This is a genomic window from Streptomyces sp. NPDC008086, from assembly GCF_042957325.1.
GTDB lineage: Bacteria > Actinomycetota > Actinomycetes > Streptomycetales > Streptomycetaceae > Streptomyces.
On the sequence record NZ_JBIBIA010000004.1, the window covers coordinates 755,022 to 771,813 of the forward strand.

General features: G+C 72.3%; 13 protein-coding genes and 1 pseudogene. 4 read left to right on the top strand and 10 right to left on the bottom strand.

Going from position 1 to position 16,792, the window contains the following annotated elements; translation table 11 throughout:
- Positions 1 to 99: 99 nt before the first annotated feature.
- Positions 100 to 1,584, bottom strand: coding sequence for an ATP-binding protein (locus ACFZBP_RS17580; protein WP_391413989.1), 1,485 nt, complete (start codon positions 1,582 to 1,584; stop codon positions 100 to 102).
- A complete protein-coding gene (locus ACFZBP_RS17585) occupies positions 1,581 to 2,477 on the bottom strand; it encodes a winged helix-turn-helix domain-containing protein (protein ID WP_391413991.1) in 897 nt (298 codons plus the stop codon). Before ACFZBP_RS17585 ends, ACFZBP_RS17580 begins: the two co-directional genes overlap by 4 nt.
- Positions 2,478 to 2,669: 192 nt before the next feature.
- Here ACFZBP_RS17585 and ACFZBP_RS17590 point away from each other — a divergent pair, with 192 nt between their 5' ends.
- Both ACFZBP_RS17590 and ACFZBP_RS17595 read left to right on the top strand, forming a co-directional pair.
- The gene (locus tag ACFZBP_RS17590) at positions 2,670 to 3,275 is read left to right on the top strand and encodes a carbonic anhydrase (protein ID WP_391413993.1); all 606 of its coding nucleotides are present in this window, start codon (positions 2,670 to 2,672) and stop codon (positions 3,273 to 3,275) included.
- On the top strand, positions 3,272 to 5,056 hold the full coding sequence (locus ACFZBP_RS17595) for a SulP family inorganic anion transporter (protein WP_391413995.1): 1,785 nt from the start codon (positions 3,272 to 3,274) through the stop codon (positions 5,054 to 5,056). Before ACFZBP_RS17590 ends, ACFZBP_RS17595 begins: the two co-directional genes overlap by 4 nt.
- Positions 5,057 to 5,110: 54 nt before the next feature.
- Here the strand turns inward: ACFZBP_RS17595 and ACFZBP_RS17600 are convergent.
- The 4 genes and pseudogenes from ACFZBP_RS17600 to ACFZBP_RS17615 form a co-directional block, all read right to left on the bottom strand.
- A pseudogene (locus ACFZBP_RS17600) lies at positions 5,111 to 5,236 on the bottom strand (helix-turn-helix domain-containing protein); the annotation flags it as partial.
- Between the two features lie 62 nt (positions 5,237 to 5,298).
- A complete protein-coding gene (gene nirD, locus ACFZBP_RS17605) occupies positions 5,299 to 5,649 on the bottom strand; it encodes a nitrite reductase small subunit NirD (protein WP_062724961.1) in 351 nt (116 codons plus the stop codon).
- Positions 5,646 to 8,243: a nitrite reductase large subunit NirB gene (nirB, locus tag ACFZBP_RS17610; protein WP_391413999.1), complete on the bottom strand. Its 2,598-nt coding sequence runs from the start codon at positions 8,241 to 8,243 to the stop codon at positions 5,646 to 5,648. The genes nirD and nirB overlap by 4 nt, the downstream gene beginning before the upstream one ends.
- Entirely contained in the window at positions 8,243 to 9,463 is a 1,221-nt protein-coding gene (locus ACFZBP_RS17615) for an FAD-dependent oxidoreductase (RefSeq protein WP_391414001.1), read from the bottom strand. The genes nirB and ACFZBP_RS17615 overlap by 1 nt, the downstream gene beginning before the upstream one ends.
- A gap of 203 nt (positions 9,464 to 9,666) precedes the next feature.
- On the opposite strand from ACFZBP_RS17615, the gene ACFZBP_RS17620 reads away from it, so the two are divergent.
- A complete protein-coding gene (locus ACFZBP_RS17620) occupies positions 9,667 to 10,449 on the top strand; it encodes a TSUP family transporter (protein ID WP_391414003.1) in 783 nt (260 codons plus the stop codon).
- A 26-nt stretch (positions 10,450 to 10,475) separates the two neighbouring features.
- Here ACFZBP_RS17620 and ACFZBP_RS17625 read toward each other — a convergent pair whose 3' ends face one another.
- The 3 genes from ACFZBP_RS17625 to ACFZBP_RS17635 form a co-directional block, all read right to left on the bottom strand.
- Positions 10,476 to 11,099: a class F sortase gene (locus ACFZBP_RS17625; RefSeq protein WP_391414006.1), complete on the bottom strand. Its 624-nt coding sequence runs from the start codon at positions 11,097 to 11,099 to the stop codon at positions 10,476 to 10,478.
- A gap of 117 nt (positions 11,100 to 11,216) precedes the next feature.
- A complete protein-coding gene (locus tag ACFZBP_RS17630; RefSeq protein WP_383449240.1) occupies positions 11,217 to 11,738 on the bottom strand; it encodes a hypothetical protein in 522 nt (173 codons plus the stop codon).
- A 595-nt stretch (positions 11,739 to 12,333) separates the two neighbouring features.
- Positions 12,334 to 13,980, bottom strand: a complete 1,647-nt coding sequence (locus ACFZBP_RS17635; protein ID WP_391414009.1) for a M4 family metallopeptidase — start codon at positions 13,978 to 13,980, stop codon at positions 12,334 to 12,336.
- Positions 13,981 to 14,091: 111 nt separating this feature from the next.
- Between ACFZBP_RS17635 and ACFZBP_RS17640 the strand changes: the two genes are divergently transcribed.
- Positions 14,092 to 14,550 carry a gamma-glutamylcyclotransferase family protein gene (locus ACFZBP_RS17640; RefSeq protein ID WP_383449238.1) on the top strand — a complete coding sequence of 153 codons (459 nt, stop codon included), beginning with the start codon at positions 14,092 to 14,094 and terminating at the stop codon, positions 14,548 to 14,550.
- Here ACFZBP_RS17640 and ACFZBP_RS17645 read toward each other — a convergent pair.
- Complete coding sequence (locus tag ACFZBP_RS17645) at positions 14,510 to 16,666, bottom strand: molybdopterin-dependent oxidoreductase (RefSeq protein ID WP_391414012.1); 2,157 nt, start codon at positions 16,664 to 16,666, stop codon at positions 14,510 to 14,512. The two genes, ACFZBP_RS17640 and ACFZBP_RS17645, sit on opposite strands and share 41 nt — an antisense overlap.
- Positions 16,667 to 16,792 lie beyond the last annotated feature (126 nt).

A 16,792-nucleotide genomic window follows, 5' to 3' on the forward strand; every position in this document is an offset into this window, starting at 1 on the left:
GACGGACCGTAGCCAGTTGGTGACCGCCGGGCGGCGTACCTGAGAGCTGCCTGTGGGTGCCCATGCGCCCGGTCCGTGTCCGAAGCTGCCAGTCGGTGCTCACGCGCGCAACACCGGTATCACCCGCTTTCGCGGGGCGGGCCGGTCGACGCCCGGACCGTGTCCCTCGCGCGGCGGCTCCGCCGACGGCAGCCGGATCACCGCGTCCAGTCCGCCCGCGGCCGAGGCGTGCAGGCTCGCCTCGCCGCCGCTCGCGTGGGCGAGGCGCTGGACCAGGGACAGGCCCAGTCCCGTCCCGCCCTTGGGGGCGCCCGGCGCCCGCCAGAACCGGTCGAAGGCCCGGGCGCGCTGGTCCGCCGTCATGCCGGGGCCCTCGTCGGTGATGTGCAGGTCGACCCAGGCGGGGCGGGCGTCGCGCAGGGCGCGGCGGGCGGGGACGTGGAGCCGTAGCTCGATGGTCACGGTGCTGTCGGGCGGGGAGGCACGCAGGGCGTTGGAGAGCAGGTTGTCCACGATCTGCTCGACGCCGCCGGGGACGGCGAGGACCGGTCCGACACTGCCCGCGAACAGCACCAGGGAGACCCGCCGCTGTGCGAAGAGCGGCAGCCAGGTGCGGTGCCTTTCGGCGCAGATCGCGCCCACGTCGACCGGTGCGGGCGTCGCGGAGGCCTCCTCCAGGCGGGCCATGGCCAGGAGGCCCTCCACCATCCGGGCGAGCCGGTCCGTCTCCGTCACGGCGGCCGTGAGACTGCCCAGGCCCGGGTCGGAGACGTTCGGCTCCAGGTTCTCCAGTCTCAGCCGCAGCGCGGCGAGCGGTGTCTTCAGCTGGTGCGAGGCCTCGCCCGCGAACGCGCGCTGCGCGGCGAGGAGATGGGCGAGCCGGGCCGCCGTACGGTTGAACGCGGTGGCCAGCCGGCGGACCTCGGGCGGCCCCTTCGTCATCGTCACCGGCCTGGCCCGGCCGCCCTCCGCCAACTCATGGGTGGCACGTTCCAGTTCACGGATCGGCCGCCCCGCCCAGCACGCGATGGCGAACCCGACCACGGCCACCGCCGTCAGCACCCCGAGCCCACCGAGCGCCAGCAACAGCCAGACGTGGTGGACGCGTTCGTGCACCGTCCGCGTCGGCAGCGTCAGCCATACGGCACCCTGGAGCCGCCCGTCGCGCCGCACCGGCCCGGCGACGGACAGGTACTCGACGCCGCCGATGGTCGACGTACGGACGTCCACGGTGGACGTGCCGCGCAGGGCGGCCGCGATGCCGGGGCGGGAGGCGAGGTTCGACGACATGATGGCGGCCAGCGGATGGGAGGTGGCGAGCAGGGCGCCCGAGGCGTCCACGACGACCACCTTCCCGCCGATCCGCTCGGCGCAGTGCGCCACCCGGCGCGCCAGGTCCCGTTCGGCCCGGCCCGTGCTGAGCGACAGCGAGGCGTACGCGGAGACCGACTCGGCCTCGTCCTTCGCCGCGTTCACCACCCGCTCCCGCTCGCCGCGCGAGTACACGAAGCCCAGCGGCACCTCCAGGCAGAGCAGTACGAGCGCGGCGAGCGAGAGATAGCTGAGCAGCAGCCGGCGGGTCATGGCGAGGACACCCGGGGCCGGCCCGGCTCGGTCTGCACGGCCAGCCGGAACCCGACCCCGCGCAAGGTCTGGATCCACCCCGGGTGCCCCAACTTCCGCCTGAGCGCGGCGACATGGACGTCCAGTGTCTTCGTCGGTCCCTCGTAGTGCGGGTCCCACACCCGGTCCAGGATCTGCTGCCGGGAGTACACCGCACCGGGATCCTCGGTGAGCAGCGCCAGCAGCTCGAACTCCTTCGGGGTGAGGGTGACGGGGAGCTCGCCGACCCAGACCTGACGGGTACGGCGGTCCACGACGAGGGGGCCGGGGGCGGTGTACGACGGCTGGGGGTCGGAATCCTCGTACGCGGCGGGCGGCGCGACCTCGTACGACGGCGCCGCGGCGGGCGGTGCGGGGGCGGCCACCGGCGCGTTCACCGCCTCCGCGCGCAGCCGCTCCACCAGCGCTTCCGTACGCCCACGCCCGCCCAGCGCTTCGGTACGCCCACGCCCGCCCGGCATCTCCGCGCCCGCCGGCTCGGCCACCACCGCCTCCGTGCGCTGGGTCCGCCGGGTCACCGCACGCACCCGCGCCACCAGCTCCCGCACGCTGAACGGCTTCGCCAGATAGTCGTCCGCGCCCAGTTCCAGCCCCAGCACCCGGTCGGCCTCCTCACCCCGCGCACTCAGGATGATGACCGGCACGTCCGAGACCTGTCGGATGCCGCGGCACACGTCGATGCCGTCCATGTCCGGCAACCCGAGGTCGAGCAGGACGACATCGCCGTACGGCCTTCTCAGTCCCTCGGCGCCGGTGGTCACGTGATCCACCGTCAGACCGAAGTGCCCGAGGCCCTCGGCGAGCGGTTCAGCGATCGTCTCGTCGTCCTCGATGAGCAGCACTCGTATGCCCATACGTCCTGTCTCTCCGTGAATTCACATTCTCTGCCCTGACGGCGACACGCTACAAGAAACAAGCGCTTGCGGGGCGTTGCGACAAAGAATGTCCAATTCCTGGACGCGCTCTGGCCTTTACTTAACCTTCCGCTGGCATGCGCTCCCCTACGGTGCTGTCAACTGGCCGAACTCCCCATCGAGGAGGCATCGTTGAAGGCGTTGCTGGACCGTGCCCGCTCGTTCAAGCGTCGGGTGGATTTCGAGAGCGGCGAATACCGGAAACTGGCCGAGGGGCAATATCCCGAGGCTCTCTTCATTACCTGTTCGGACTCACGGGTGATTCCCGCGCTGATTACCGGCGCACGCCCAGGAGAGATGTTCGAGCTGCGCAACGCGGGCAATATCGTGCCGCCGTACGGCAGCCCCGGCGTGTCCGGGGAGGCCGCCACCATCGAGTACGCACTGGAGGTGCTCGGGGTTCAGGACATCGTCGTGTGCGGTCACTCACACTGCGGTGCGATGGGCGCGCTGAAGGCGGGCGACGACCTGTCCGCGCTGCCCGGCGTGGCCGCCTGGCTGGGGCTGGCCCGCCCCGACCTGACGCCGGTCCTCACGACCGCCTCCGACGACCCGTCCCTGCCCGACGTGGCCCAGGGCAATGTCGTCAACCAGCTGGACGTACTGCGGACCTACCCGGTCGTCCGGCAGCGGCTGGACGGCGGACGGCTGCGGCTGCACGGCTGGTACTACGAGGTCGACACCGGGCAGGTGCACGAGCTGGAGGGCGACGGGCTGTTCCGGGTGCATGCCGGATGAGCGGGGCGCATGCGCGCGGGCGGGGTTCGGGGCGTACGAAGCCGGCGGCGGCGAAAACGGCGCCCAGGACCGCGACCGCGAGGACCGCGACCGCCACGGCCGCGGGGGCGTCGCCGGCGAAGTCCGGCCCCAAGCTCGACCTGGTCAACGAGATCACCGCCTCCCTCGTCGTCTTCCTCGTCGCCCTTCCCCTGTGCATCGGCGTGGCCGTCGCCTCCGGTGTCCCCGCCGAACTCGGCATCATCTCCGGGGTGATCGGCGGTCTGGTCGTCGGTGCGGTCCGGGGCAGCACGCTCCAGGTCAGCGGGCCGGCCGCCGGGCTCGCCGCGCTGGTCGCGGAGACGGTGCTGGAGCACGGCGTGGCGATGCTCGGCGTGATCGTGCTGTTCTCCGGCATCCTCCAGATCGTCCTCGGCGTGGTGCGCCTCGGGCGGATGTTCCAGGCGATCTCCCTCGCCGTGGTCCAGGGCATGCTGGCCGGCATCGGGCTGCCGCTGATGTTCAGCCAGGCCTACCCAATGGCTGACGCCAAGGCGCCCGGCACACCGATCGAGAACATGGCCGGCATCCCGGGCCTGTTCGCCGACATCCTCACCGACCCGCAGGCGATGATCGCCACGCTGCTCGGGGTCGCCACGATCGTGCTGAGCTTCGTGTGGAAGAAGGTGCCGGGCCCGGCGAAGAAGATCCCGGCCGCGCTGGTCGCGGTCGGCGTCGGCATCGCGGTCGCCGCGCTGCCCGGCGTCGACGTGAAGACGCTCCAGGTCGGCAATCTGCTGGCGTCGGTGCGCGTGCCGGGGGCCGAGCAGTTCGCGGGGCTCGCGGAGCCGGCCATCCTCACCTCCATCCTGACGTTCACGGTGATCGCCTCGGCGGAGAGCCTGTTCACGGCGGCCGCGGTGGACCGTATGCACAGCGGCGCCCGGACCCGCTACAACACCGAACTCATCGCCCAGGGCGCCGGAAACACCGTCGCAGGCGTCCTCGGCGCCCTGCCCGTCACGGCGGTCGTGGCCCGCAGCTCGGCGAACGTCCAGGCCGGCGCGAAGACCCGGATCTCCCGCACCCTGCACGGCCTGTGGCTCCTCGCCTTCGCGCTGCTGCTGCCGCAGGTCCTGGCGCTCATCCCGATCTCGGTGCTCGCGGGCGTCCTCGTGCACAGCGGCTGGAAGCTGTTCGCGCCGGGGGAGTTCCCGAAGATGTGGCGGCAGGACCGGGGCGAGTTCATGGTGATGACGACGACAACGCTGGTCATCGTGGCGACCGCGCTGCTGGAGGGCGTCCTGATCGGCCTCGCGGCCGGGATCGTGCTGGCCGCGCTGCGCATGTCGCGGACGGTGATCGGGCAGCACGTCGAGGACGACACCGCGAAGGTCGTCATGGCCGGCAACGCGACGTTCCTACGACTGCCCCAGGTCATCGAGGCCCTGGAGGCCGCCGCCGCCTCGGGCCGGCCCCGTATCCGCCTCGACCTGACCGGTGTCACCCATCTGGACCACGCCTGCCGCAACCAGGTCGAGGAGTTCACGGCACAGCAGCGAGGACTCGGCCTGCGGGTGGAGCTGCTGATGCCGGGCCCGGCGAAGCAGGCTCCCACGACCAGCGAGCCGGCTGCCGCGCCCACTCAGCCGACGCCGACACCAGCGGGGACGCCGATGCCCGCACCGCCCCCGGCCGCCCCGGCCGCTCCCGGCCCCGACGCCGAGTGGTTCTACCTGGACACGCGGCCCCTGCCGGACGACGCCACCGGCTACGCGGAGCGCCCACCGCTCGTGGGCTGACCGGCGCCGAGACTCGCTGCGCTCCGCGCGGGCGGCGCCCCACTGTGACGCGATGGCCCGGCCGATGCCGAGGTGCTCGACGAGGTCGGCCATCGACGTCGCCTCGAAGCCGCGCTGCCAGAACAGCTCCAGGGCTGCCTGCAACGCGGCTTCGGGATCGAACTCCTTGGTCCTGGCGATGCCAGGAAGCCTCGGTTCAATCAGAACGATCAGTCAAGAAATCCGCTCTCCGCGGCTGGTCGCTACGCGGCCCGCACCTCGTACGTGGCCACCCGCACCGACTCGTCGTCCAGGCACACCCCGGTCTCCAGGTCGAAGCGCTGCTTCAGCAGGGGCGAGGCGACGAACGGACGGCCCTGGTGGGTGCCGGTCAGGCCACGGGAGAGGACCGCGGCGCCGCCGAACGGGTCGCGGTTGTCGATGGCGTACAGCTTGCCGGAGCGGTCGCGGAACAGGGCGGCCTGACGGCCGTCGGGCAGCAGGGCCGCCACACCGCGGCCGGGGAGCAGCCGGGCCAGCTCGCAGACCGTGAACCAGCCGCTCTCCAGCTGGAGTTCGATCTTCAGGTCGGTCGTCTCGGGTGCCAGGGTCATCGCTGGGCGCTTCCTTCCAGGGGGCGGTGGCCGATGGTCAGCAGCGGCAGGTCGGGCTTGATCTGGTCGCGCTCGGGGACGAAGCCGACGACCGGGTCGGGGGTGTCGGGGGCGTTCACGAAGGACACGAACCGGGCGAGCTTCTCGGGGTCGTTGATGGTGGTCGCCCACTCGTCGGCGTAGTGCGCCACGTGGGCGGTCATCAGGGACTCCAGCTCCTCGCAGATGCCGAGGGAGTCCTCCACGACCACGTCACGGACGTGGTCCAGGCCGCCCGGGATGCGCTCCAGCCAGGTCGAGGTGCGCTCCAGGCGGTCGGCGGTGCGGATGTAGAACATCAGGAAGCGGTCGATCAGCTTGATCAGCTCGGCGTCGGAGAGGTCCTGGGCCAGCAGGTCCGCGTGGCGCGGGGTGGCGCCGCCGTTGCCGCCGACGTACAGGTTCCAGCCGTTGGACGTGGCGATCACGCCGAAGTCCTTCGACTGGGCCTCCGCGCACTCGCGGGCGCAGCCCGACACCGCCGACTTGAGCTTGTGCGGCGACCTCAGGCCCCGGTAGCGCAGCTCCAGGTCGATCGCCATGCGAACCGAGTCCTGGACGCCGTAGCGGCACCAGGTCTGGCCGACGCAGGACTTCACGGTGCGCAGGGACTTGCCGTAGGCGTGGCCCGACTCGAAGCCCGCGTCGACCAACCTCGTCCAGATCAGCGGGAGTTGTTCCACCCGCGCGCCGAACATGTCGATCCGCTGACCGCCGGTGATCTTCGTGTAGAGGCCGAAGTCGCGGGCGATCTCACCGATCACGATGAGGCCCTCGGGGGTGATCTCACCGCCGGGGATGCGCGGGACGACCGAGTACGAGCCGTTCTTCTGGAGGTTGGCCAGGAAGTGGTCGTTGGAGTCCTGCAGGGAGGCCTGCTCCCCCTCCAGGACGTAGCCGCTCGCGCCGATGGTCGGGGCGAGGGAGGCGATGATCGACGCGACCGCCGGCTTGCAGATCTCGCAGCCGTCGCCGCCCCTGGCGCCGTCGCGGCCGTAGCGGTCCAGCAGGTCCTGGTAGGTGTTGATGCGCAGGGCGAGGACGATCTCGTACAGCTCCTCGCGGGTCTGCGAGAAGCAGCCGCACAGGCCCTTGTCGACCTCGACGCCGGACGCCTCCAGCTCGGCGGTGACCAGCTGGCCCAGCACCTTGACGCAACTGCCGCACGTGCTACCGGCCTTGGTGCACTTCTTCACCTCGGGCACGGTGGTGCAGTTGTGCTCGGTGACCGCTTCGCGGATCGTGCCCTTGCGGACGTTGTTGCAGGAGCAGATGATCGCGTCGTCCGGCAGCGCGGTCGGGCCGAGCTGGACCGACTCGCCCGCGCCGGCGGGCAGCACCAGCGACTCCGGCTTGACCGGCGGGACCGAACCGGTGAACGCCTTCAGCGTGCCGTACGCCTCCGCGTCGCCGACCAGGATGCCGCCGAGCAGCGTGCCGTCGCGGCCGATGACCAGCTTCTTGTACAGGCCCGAGCGGGAGTCGGAGTACACGACGTCCAGGCAGTCCTCGGCGGTGCCGTGCGCGTCGCCGAAGGACGCCACGTCCACGCCGAGCAGCTTCAGCTTGGTGGACAGATCGGCGCCGGTGAACTCCGCCTCGTCCTCGGCGATCGTCGCGGCGGCCGTCTCGGCCTGCTCGTAACCCGGGGCCACCAGGCCGTACACCCGGCCGTCGGAGGCCAGCGCGCACTCGCCGATCGCGAAGACGTGCGGGTCGGCGACCGTACGGCACTGCTCGTCGACGGCGATGCCGCCGCGCTCGCCGACCGTCAGGCCGCAGTCGCGGGCCAGCTGGTCGCGGGGGCGGACGCCGGCGCTGAACACCACCATGTCGGTGGCGAGTTCGGAGCCGTCGGACAGCTTCATACCGGTGACGGCGCCGTCGGCGTCGACCACGATCTCCTGCGTGCCCACACCCGTGTGGACGCTCAGGCCCATCTCCTCGATGGTGCGCAGCAGCGCGGCGCCGCCGCCGTCGTCCACCTGCACCGGCATCAGACGCGGCGCGAACTCCACGATGTGCGCCTCGACGCCCAGGCCCTTCAGCGCGCCCGCGGCCTCCAGGCCCAGCAGACCGCCGCCGACCACGGCACCGGTCGTGGCCTTCGTCTTCGCGTACTCCTCGATCGCGAGGAGGTCCTCGATCGTGCGGTAGACGAAACAGCCGGTGGCGTCCTTGTTCGGGACGGGCGGCACGAACGGGTAGGAGCCGGTGGCGAGGACCAGGGTGTCGTACTCGTAGACCTCGCCGGACCGGGCGGTGACCTTCCGTGCCTCGCGGTCGACCGCGACGGCCGGGTCACCGACGTACAGCTCGATGCCGTGGTCCTTGATGAACTCCATGTCGGTCATGGAGAGGTCCTCGGGCGTCTTGCCCGAGAAGTACGAGGTGAGGGCGACGCGGTCGTACGCGGGACGCGGCTCCTCGCACAGCACGACCACGCGGTGCGTGGCGGTCAGGCCGCGCGCGGCGAGCGCTTCGAGGAAGCGCTGGCCGACCATGCCATGGCCGACGAGCACGATCGTGGGGGTGGCCCCCAGGGTGGCGGTCATCAGGAGCCTCCATCGTTGGTGAGCAGGTGGAGCAGCGGGCCGTCGTCGGGGAGCGGCTCTGCTCCCTCCCAGGCGCGGGCGAGCGCGCCGACGGTGCCGAGTTCGCCGACGAGAACCCCGCCGACCAGGCGGTCGTCGCGGACGACGACCTTGCGGTAGGTGCCGCGGGTGGCGTCCGCGAGCTGGACCACGTCGTCCCCGGGACGCGGCTCGGTCTCGCCGAACGCGGCGAGGTCGAAGAAGCCCTCGCCGGCCAGCGTCAGCCGGGTCAGCGCGCGGGTGCCGGTGTAGCGGGCGCCGCCGTCACCGGCGTCCGTGGCCAGCAACTCGGCCAGGACATCGGCCTGTTCGAGCGCGGGCGCGGCCAGCCCGTAGACCGTGCCGTCGTGCTGCGCGCAGTCGCCGATCGCCCGGATGTGCGGGTCGGACGTACGGAGCTCGTCGTCGACGACGATGCCCTTGCGGACGTCGAGTCCCGCGGCCTGCGCGAGACCGGCGCGCGGGCGGACGCCGCACGCCAGGACCACGATGTCGGCGTCGAGCGCGTATCCGTCGGCCATCTCCACCGAGCGGACCGCACCGCCGACGCAGCGCACGTCCCGTACCCGCAGGTCGGTGTGGACCTCGACACCGAGGTCGCCGAGATGACGCCGGACCAGCTTCGAGGCGGCCGGGTCGAGCTGGCGCTCCATCAGCCGCTCGGACTGCTGGGCGAGCACGACCTGGGCGCCGCGCATCGCGAGGGCACGCGCCGCGGAGACTCCGAGGAGCCCGCCGCCGATGACGACCGCCTTCACTCCCGGCCGGACCGCCTTGGACAGGCCCAGGCAGTCGTCCATCGTGCGGAAGGCGTGGACGCCCTCCGGCAGTTCATGGTCCGGGGTGAACAGCCCGCGCAGCGGCGGCAGCACCGGGTTCGAGCCGGTGGCCAGCACCAGCGTGTCGTATGCGATCTCCGACCCGTCCGCGAGATGTACGGCTCGCATCTCGCGGTCGATGCCGGTGACCCGGCCGCGCGTCAGCTCCGCGGGCGCCGGGAGGGCGATCACCTCGGGGCTGTACCGTCCGGCCAGCACCTCGGCGAGCAGCACCCGGTTGTACGGGCGGTGCTCCTCGTCGCCGACGAGCGTCACGGGCGTGCCGAGCTCGCCGAGCCGCCGGGCGAGTCGTACGCCCGCGAGTCCGGCGCCGATCACCACCACACGCGTATTCGAGGTCATGGCATCGAGCGTGCGGTGCCGGTGTTTCCCGACCGCATCGCATCTGTTTCCCGTGAGGAACGCTGCCCTCAGCGGGCGCGAGGGGCGGGTGTGAGGGTTCGGCGGGCACGGCGCGGGCGGGCTGTGAGGTCGGGCGCGGCCGAAGCTCAGATACTCCTCATGTACATGGACGGCACACGCATCGCCTGCCTAGGGTCGCGATCATGCCCGACATATCGCTGACCATGGTCGTCGGCCTGTGCCTCGCGGCCCTCGTGGCCGGCTGGATCGACGCCGTGGTCGGCGGCGGCGGCCTCCTGCTCCTCCCGGCCCTGCTGCTCGGCCTCCCTGCGAACACCCCGGCCGCCTACGCGCTCGGCACCAACAAGGCGGTCGCGATCGTAGGCACGACCGGCGCCGCCGTGACGTACGCCCGCAAGGCGCCCGTGGACGTCCGGCTCGCCGTACGCATCGGCCTCGCGGCGCTCGCGGGCTCCTCCGGCGGGGCCTTCTTCGCGGCCGGCATGAGCACCGAGGTGCTGAAGCCCGTGATCATGGTGGTGCTGCTCGCGGTGGCCGCCTTCGTCATCCTGCGCCCCGCCTTCGGCACCGCCCCGGCGACCGGCCCGGCCTCCCCGCGCCGGATCCTCGCCGCGATCGGCCTGGCCGGCCTGGGCATCGGCTTCTACGACGGCCTGATCGGCCCCGGCACCGGCACCTTCCTGGTCCTCGCCCTCACCGCCGTCCTCCACCTCGACCTCGTCACCGCCTCCGCCACCGCAAAGATCGTCAACTGCTGCACCAACGCCGGCGCGCTCGCCACCTTCGCCTGGCAGGGCACGGTCCTGTGGCAGCTGGCCGCGGTGATGGCCGTCTTCAACCTGGCGGGCGGCACGCTGGGGGCCCGTACGGCGCTGAAGAAGGGCAGCGGGTTCGTCCGGGTGGTGCTGCTGAGCGTGGTGTTCGCGCTGGTGGCGAAGCTGGCGTACGAGCAGTGGATCGCCTGAGGAGTGTCCGCGACGTCCCGTCGTGGTCAGCGGCTGCCGGTGAGGTGCGCGAACACGACCACGTTGCCCTGATAGCCGGTCGTGCGTGAGTAGCCGCCACCGCAGGTGATCACCCGGAGTTCGGGGCGCGGGGCCGCGCCGTACACCTTCTCGTCGGGGAAGGCCTTCGCGTCGTACACCTCGACGGCGTCGACCGAGAAGACGGCCGTGCCGCCGTCCCGTCGGTCCACCTCGATCGTGCTGCCCCGCTTGAGGGCGCCGAGGAGGTAGAACACGGCCGGTCCGTCGGCGTTGTCGACATGGCCGGCGACGATCGCGGTGCCGGTCTCACCGGGCGTGGTGCCGGCCTCGTACCAGCCGGCCAGGTTCTTGCGCTCGGCGGGCGGGACGTCGAGGCTGCCCGCTCGCGTCAGGCCCAGGCCCATGAGGGGGGCGTCGACGCGCAGCGAGGGGATGCGGATGCGGTCGGGAGGGGAGGGGGCCAGCGCGGGGGCGGCCGCGTGGCGGGGGTGCGGGTCGCCCTGCGCGGCCGACGGCTGCGGCGGGGCGTGCGTCGCGGTGCCGTTGCGCAGCAGCCAGGCGCCGGAGCACAGGGCAAGGACGGTGACCGCGGCTATGACGCCGTTGCCGACGTTCCTCTGGATGCGCACGCGAGCCTCCTCGGACTCTCCTCGGGCCGCCCGGTCCCCCTCCGGGCCGCGAGGGGCGTCGGACCCGGAGGGGGAGGGGACATGCGGTACCGGCGGACGGACAGCGGAGGGTGTCCGTCAGATCCCGTCGCCTCTCGCCCGGCGATGCAGGAGCCAGGTACCGCCCGCGGCGGCCACGGCGAGAGCCGTCACGCCGGCCGCGGTCTGCACGGGGTCGTGGCCGAACGCGCCGCCGACCCCCGTCTTCACACTTCCTCTCGGATGCGCCTGCCCCGGCGTCGACGTCAACGTGACCACCAGGTCACCCGCCACCCGCCGACCGCCCGCGGCGCAGGTCGCGACGATCTCGTACGTCCCCGGCTGCGCGCTCGGCGGCACCCGGAACCGCCCGCCCCCGTCCTCGTCCGAGCCCGGCGCCAACGTGAACGAACCGGCCCCCACCGCGCTGGCGTCCCCCGCCGCACCGCCGTTCCGGCAGGCGGCCGTGTGCGCCGTGACCTCCCCGCCCGGCACCACCGACGACGGCCGCAACTTCAGATCCCCGTCCCCGTCGTCGTCCCCGTACGCGGGCGCGACGACGAGCCCCACGGCACCGACGGCCAGCGCGGTCCGGGCCAGCACACGGGCGCTACGTCGCATCGAAGCTCCTCTGAGCGCACGGACCCACGACCCGCGACACCCCCAAGTGCCGCCGCCTCGGCCGAGCCCCTGCTCTTCCGAGGTAAGGGGGTCAGCGGCGCGGCCGCTTGTCGAGGAAACGGCGAAAGCGCGGTGAACGGGTGGAACGAGGGAGGGCACGGGGCGCCGACGCGACGGTGTTTGAGCAGGTCATCGCCGTGTCGAGGGTGCGTCGGCGCAGAGAATCCGTTGGCTGGGGGCCGGGGGTGTGAACGGGTGATTTTCCGCGCCCCCGTGGCGTCGCCGACGCCGCGACGGTGTGGGCGGCCGAAGGGGATCCGGTTGCCCGGGAGGAGATCACCGTGGAGCCGACCGGACGGGTGCGGCGTCCCACGGCGGGATCCGGAGGAGGCCCTGGCCTGAGGGGCACGGAGCGTGTCCGCGCCCCACTCCAACGCCGGCCACCCTTTTTCCCACGTCAGCCCGGCCGACCCGATAGGGGCGCGGGAGTGTTTCGATGTGCGGTTACGCCGCGGGGGCGCGGCCGGCCGCGAGCCATCCGCACCCGGCCACGTACCCCGTACCGCACCCCGCACCCCTACGGCGCCAAGCCCCCTCAGCCCACATTCACCGCCTTCCAGGCAGCCCCCACAGCCCCGTACTCCACACTCCCGGCCCCGTACAGATCCTTCGCCGCACTGAGCATCGAAGCCCGCGCCCCCGCGTAGTTCGTCGAGGACGTCATGTACACAGTCAGCGCCCGGTACCAGATCTTGCCCAACTTGTCCCGCCCGATCCCCGTCACCGAAGACCCGTCACAGGTAGGCGAGTCGTACCTCACCCCGTTCACCGTCCTCGCCCCGCTGCCCTCGGCCAGCAGATAGGCGAAGTGATTCCCGACCCCTGACGAATAGTGCACGTCGAGATCCTTCGTCCCCGCACTCCAGCAGTCGACCGACACTCCGTCCTTCGACGGCTTGTCCATGTACCGCAGGGCGTTCCGCGGGAACCCGGACCGCACGATCTTCTCGCCGATCAGATAGTCCCCGGGATCGGCGGGGTTGCCCGCGTGGAACTCCACCAGCGTGCCGAAGACATCCGACGTGGCCTCGTTCAGCCCGCCGGACTCGCCCGAGTACGTCAGCGCAGCCGTCTTCGACGTCACGCCGTGCGTCATCTCGTGCCCGGCGACGTCCAGCGACACCAGCGGACCGAGCTGGGTGCCGTCACCGTCGCCGTACGTCATGCAGAAGCAACTGTCGTCCCAGAAGGCGTTGTTGTAGTCGTTGCCGTAGTGCACCCGGTTGAACGACCCCTTGCCGTCACCCGCGATGCCCTTACGGCCGTGGACGTCCTCGTAGTAGTCCCACGTCATGTCCGTGCCGTACTGCGCGTCCACGGCGGCCGTGGAGCGGTCGGTCGCCGCGCCCGTGCCCCAGTGGTTGTCGGCGTCGGTGAAGACCGTCGACGGGGCGCGGTTCAGGCAGACGGCGAGGATGCACAGGTCCGTCTTGTTCGCCGCGTCACCGGTGTACGTGCCGCCGCGCGTCGCGTCCTTCAGCTGGTACGTCGATCCGGACGCGGTCGTCTCCAGCGGCACCGTGCCCGAGTACAGCGACTTCCCGTCGCCCGCCGCGTGCTCGACGCTGTCCCACGCGTCGATCTTCGCGCCGGTGCGGGCGTCGGTCAGCGTGGTGCGGGCGACCGGGTTGCCGGCCGAGTCCTGGGCGACGGCGTCGGTCCGCCAGGCCAGCTTCGGGGCGCCGTGCAGGGCGTCGACGACCAGCTCGGGCCTCGACGTCAGCCGCTTCAGCGTCTCGCCGACGTTCGCGGCCCGCAGCACCGCAGCCGCGAGGTCGGCCGCCTTCGGCGCGGAGACCTTCGGCGTCACGCTCGACAGGGAGATCGCGTTCCCAGTGGCGCGGGAGGCGCCGCGGTAGGTGCCGTCCTTCGCGAGGTGGAGGACGAAGTCACCGCCGAGGACAGGCAGTTGGCGGTACGTGCGGTCGTAGCGGACGTGCTGCGTGCCGTCCGCGTCCACGATCACGTCCCGCACGCTGGTGCCCTGAGCGGCCGTCAGTCCCAGACTCCCCGCCCGGTCCTTGAGGGCCGCCGCCGCGTTCTTGATCGCGGTGGCCCTCGTCGGACTCTCGTCCGCGCCGGCTGTGGGGGAGAGTGCGGTGGCCAACAGGGTGGCGGTGGCGGCGACGATGCCCGCCGTGGCAAGTCGGGAACCTCGGATGTGCGGCCGTATTCGGCTCATCGGTCTCCTTGAACTGGGGCGGCGCAGAGGATGCCCAAGATTCAAGGGGGCGTGCACATGCCGTGACCAGGGTGAATACGTGGAGGTGTGTGAGGGGAGAGAATCGTTTCCGTGACCCTCTCTCCCCGACTCCCGTTCTTCGTCTACGGCACCCTGCGCCCCGGAGAGTCCAACCACGACCACTTCCTGCGCGGCCGCACCCTCACCGAGGAGGCCGCGCGACTGGCCGGAGCGGTGTTGTACGACGGCCCGGGCTACCCGTACGCCGTCGAGGAACGCGGCGACGGCGGCACCGTCCACGGCGAGCTCGTCACCGCCCGCCCCGAGGAGTACCCGCAGCTCCTGGCCGCCCTCGACCGCCTGGAGGAGTTCGCCCCGGGCGACCCGCGCAACCTCTACGAGCGCGTCGCCCGCGAGGTGTTCCGCGCCGCGGACGGAACGGCCGTACAGGCCTGGGTGTATGTCGCCGCCCCGTCCGTCGCCGCCCGACTGCGCGCCGACGGCAAGCTCATCGAGAGCGGCGACTGGGCTACGGCTTCACGGCCTCCACGCGCACGGCACACGCCTTGAACTCCGGCATGCGCGACGTCGGGTCGAGCGCCGGGTTGGTCAGGGTGTTGGCGCGGCCCTCGCCCGGCCAGTGGAACGGCATGAAGACGGTGTCCGGGCGGATGCCGGTCGTGATGCGGGCCGGTGCCACCGCCCGGCCCCGGCGCGAGACCACGGCCACCGGGTCGCCCTCGGCCGCCCCGAGCCGCGCCGCCAGCCGGGGGTGCAGCTCCACGAACGGGCCCGGCGCGGCGGCGTTCAGCTCGTCGACGCGGCGGGTCTGGGCACCGGACTGGTACTGGGCGACGACCCGCCCCGTCGTCAGGAGGACCGGGTACTCGTCGTCGGGTTCCTCGGCGATGGGCCGGTAGGAGACGGGGGCGAAGCGGGCCCGGCCGTCCGGGGTGGCGAAGCGGTCTAGGAAGAGACGGGGCGTGCCGGGGTGGACACCGCCGACGGCGACCTCGCCCCGTGCGGCACCGCCCAGGCCACCCTCCGCGGGACCGTCCAGGCCTCCGTCCGGCGCCGGGCACGGCCAGAACACCCCGTTCTCCTCCGCCAGCCTGCGGTAGGTGATGCCTGAGTAGTCCGCCGGGCCGCCCGCGCTCGCGCGCCGCAGCTCATCGAAGACCTCCTCGGGGTCGGTCGGGAAGCCCTTCTCCAGGCCCCGTTCCCCGCCCAGCCGGGCGGCGAGCTCGTGCATGACCTCCAGGTCGCTGCGGACGCCGTCCGGCGGAGTGATCGCGCGCCGCCGCAGCAGCACGCGGCCCTCCAGGTTGGTCGTGGTGCCCGTCTCCTCGGCCCACTGCGTGACCGGCAGGACGACGTCCGCGAGGGCCGCCGTCTCCGACAGCACCACGTCGCACACCGCGAGGAAGTCCAGGGACTTGATGCGCTCCTCGATGTGCGCGGCACGCGGCGCCGACACCACCGGGTTCGAGCCCATCAGCAGCAGCGACTTGATGTCCTTGCCCAGCGCGTCCAGCAACTCGTACGCACTGCGCCCCGGCCCCGGCAGGCTGTCCGGGTCCACACCCCACACCCCGGCGACATGCCGTCGCGCCGCCGGGTCGTCCAGCTTGCGGTAGCCGGGCAGCTGGTCGGCCTTCTGGCCGTGCTCGCGCCCGCCCTGTCCGTTGCCCTGCCCGGTGAGGCAGCCGTAGCCGGACAGCGGGCGGCCCGCCCGGCCCGTCGCCAGACACAGGTTGATCCACGCGCCCACGGTGTCCGTGCCCTTGGCCTGCTGCTCGGGGCCGCGCGCGGTGAGCACCATCGCGTGCTCCGGCTCGCAGAACAGCCGTACGGCCTCCCGTAGTTGGGGAACGGACACCCCCGTGATCCGCTCCACGTACTCCGGCCAGTGCGCCATCGCCGCGGCCCGCGCGTCCTCCCAGCCGGCCGTGCGCCGAAGGACGTACTCCTCGTCCACCCGCCCCTCGGCGACGACCAGGTGCAGCAGACCGAGGGCCAGCGCGAGGTCGGTGCCGGGCCTCGGCATCAGGTGCAGGTCGGCCTGCTCGGCGGTCTTCGTGCGGCGCGGGTCGACGACGATCAGCGTGCCGCCGTTCTCACGCAGCTCGGTGAAGTACCGGAGCGACGGCGGCATCGTCTCCGCCGGGTTCGAGCCGACGAGGATGACACAGCCCGTCCTCGGGATGTCCTCCAGCGGGAACGGCAGCCCCCGGTCGAGCCCGAACGCCTTCATCCCGGCCGCGGCCGCCGACGACATGCAGAAGCGGCCGTTGTAGTCGATCTGCGAGGTGCCGAGCACGATCCTCGCGAACTTGCCGAGGCTGTACGCCTTCTCGTTCGTCAGACCGCCCCCGCCGAAGACCCCGCACGCGTCCGGGCCATGTTCCGTACGCGTGCGTGTGAGGCCCTCGGCGACGCGGTCCAGCGCCTCTTCCCAGGTGGCGGGCACGAGCGTGCCGCCCGAGCGCACCAGCGGCGAGCTCAGCCGGACGCCCGACGCCAGCACCGCGGGCGCCGTACGGCCCTTGCCGCACAGCGCCCCCTTGTTCACCGGGAAGTCCGGGCGCTCGACCACCGTGACACCCCCGTCCTGCGAGGGCGTGAGGTTCATACCGCACTGCAGGGCGCAGTACGGGCAGTGCGTGGGCGTCACGGAGTTCGGCATACCGTTCAGCGTGCTTCCGGCGTGTTACGCGCACGGCGGCTCCCTGTTACGCGGCCGGGACGGTGACCTCCCCGTCGCCGCCCGGCCGCCGTGAGGCGCGTAGGCGCTCCGCTTTAGTCGCCGCTG

Excerpts from the sequence above, each read along its gene's own strand:
- ACFZBP_RS17580 (WP_391413989.1), bottom strand. The coding sequence starts at position 1,584 with ATGACCCGCCGGCTGCTGCTCAGCTATCTCTCGCTCGCCGCGCTCGTA.
- ACFZBP_RS17585 (WP_391413991.1), bottom strand. The coding sequence starts at position 2,477 with ATGGGCATACGAGTGCTGCTCATCGAGGACGACGAGACGATCGCTGAA.
- ACFZBP_RS17595 (WP_391413995.1), top strand. The coding sequence starts at position 3,272 with ATGAGCGGGGCGCATGCGCGCGGGCGGGGTTCGGGGCGTACGAAGCCG.
- nirD (WP_062724961.1), bottom strand. The coding sequence starts at position 5,649 with ATGACCCTGGCACCCGAGACGACCGACCTGAAGATCGAACTCCAGCTG.
- nirB (WP_391413999.1), bottom strand. The coding sequence starts at position 8,243 with ATGACCGCCACCCTGGGGGCCACCCCCACGATCGTGCTCGTCGGCCAT.
- ACFZBP_RS17615 (WP_391414001.1), bottom strand. The coding sequence starts at position 9,463 with ATGACCTCGAATACGCGTGTGGTGGTGATCGGCGCCGGACTCGCGGGC.
- ACFZBP_RS17620 (WP_391414003.1), top strand. The coding sequence starts at position 9,667 with ATGCCCGACATATCGCTGACCATGGTCGTCGGCCTGTGCCTCGCGGCC.
- ACFZBP_RS17630 (WP_383449240.1), bottom strand. The coding sequence starts at position 11,738 with ATGCGACGTAGCGCCCGTGTGCTGGCCCGGACCGCGCTGGCCGTCGGT.
- ACFZBP_RS17635 (WP_391414009.1), bottom strand. The coding sequence starts at position 13,980 with ATGAGCCGAATACGGCCGCACATCCGAGGTTCCCGACTTGCCACGGCG.
- ACFZBP_RS17645 (WP_391414012.1), bottom strand. The coding sequence starts at position 16,666 with ATGCCGAACTCCGTGACGCCCACGCACTGCCCGTACTGCGCCCTGCAG.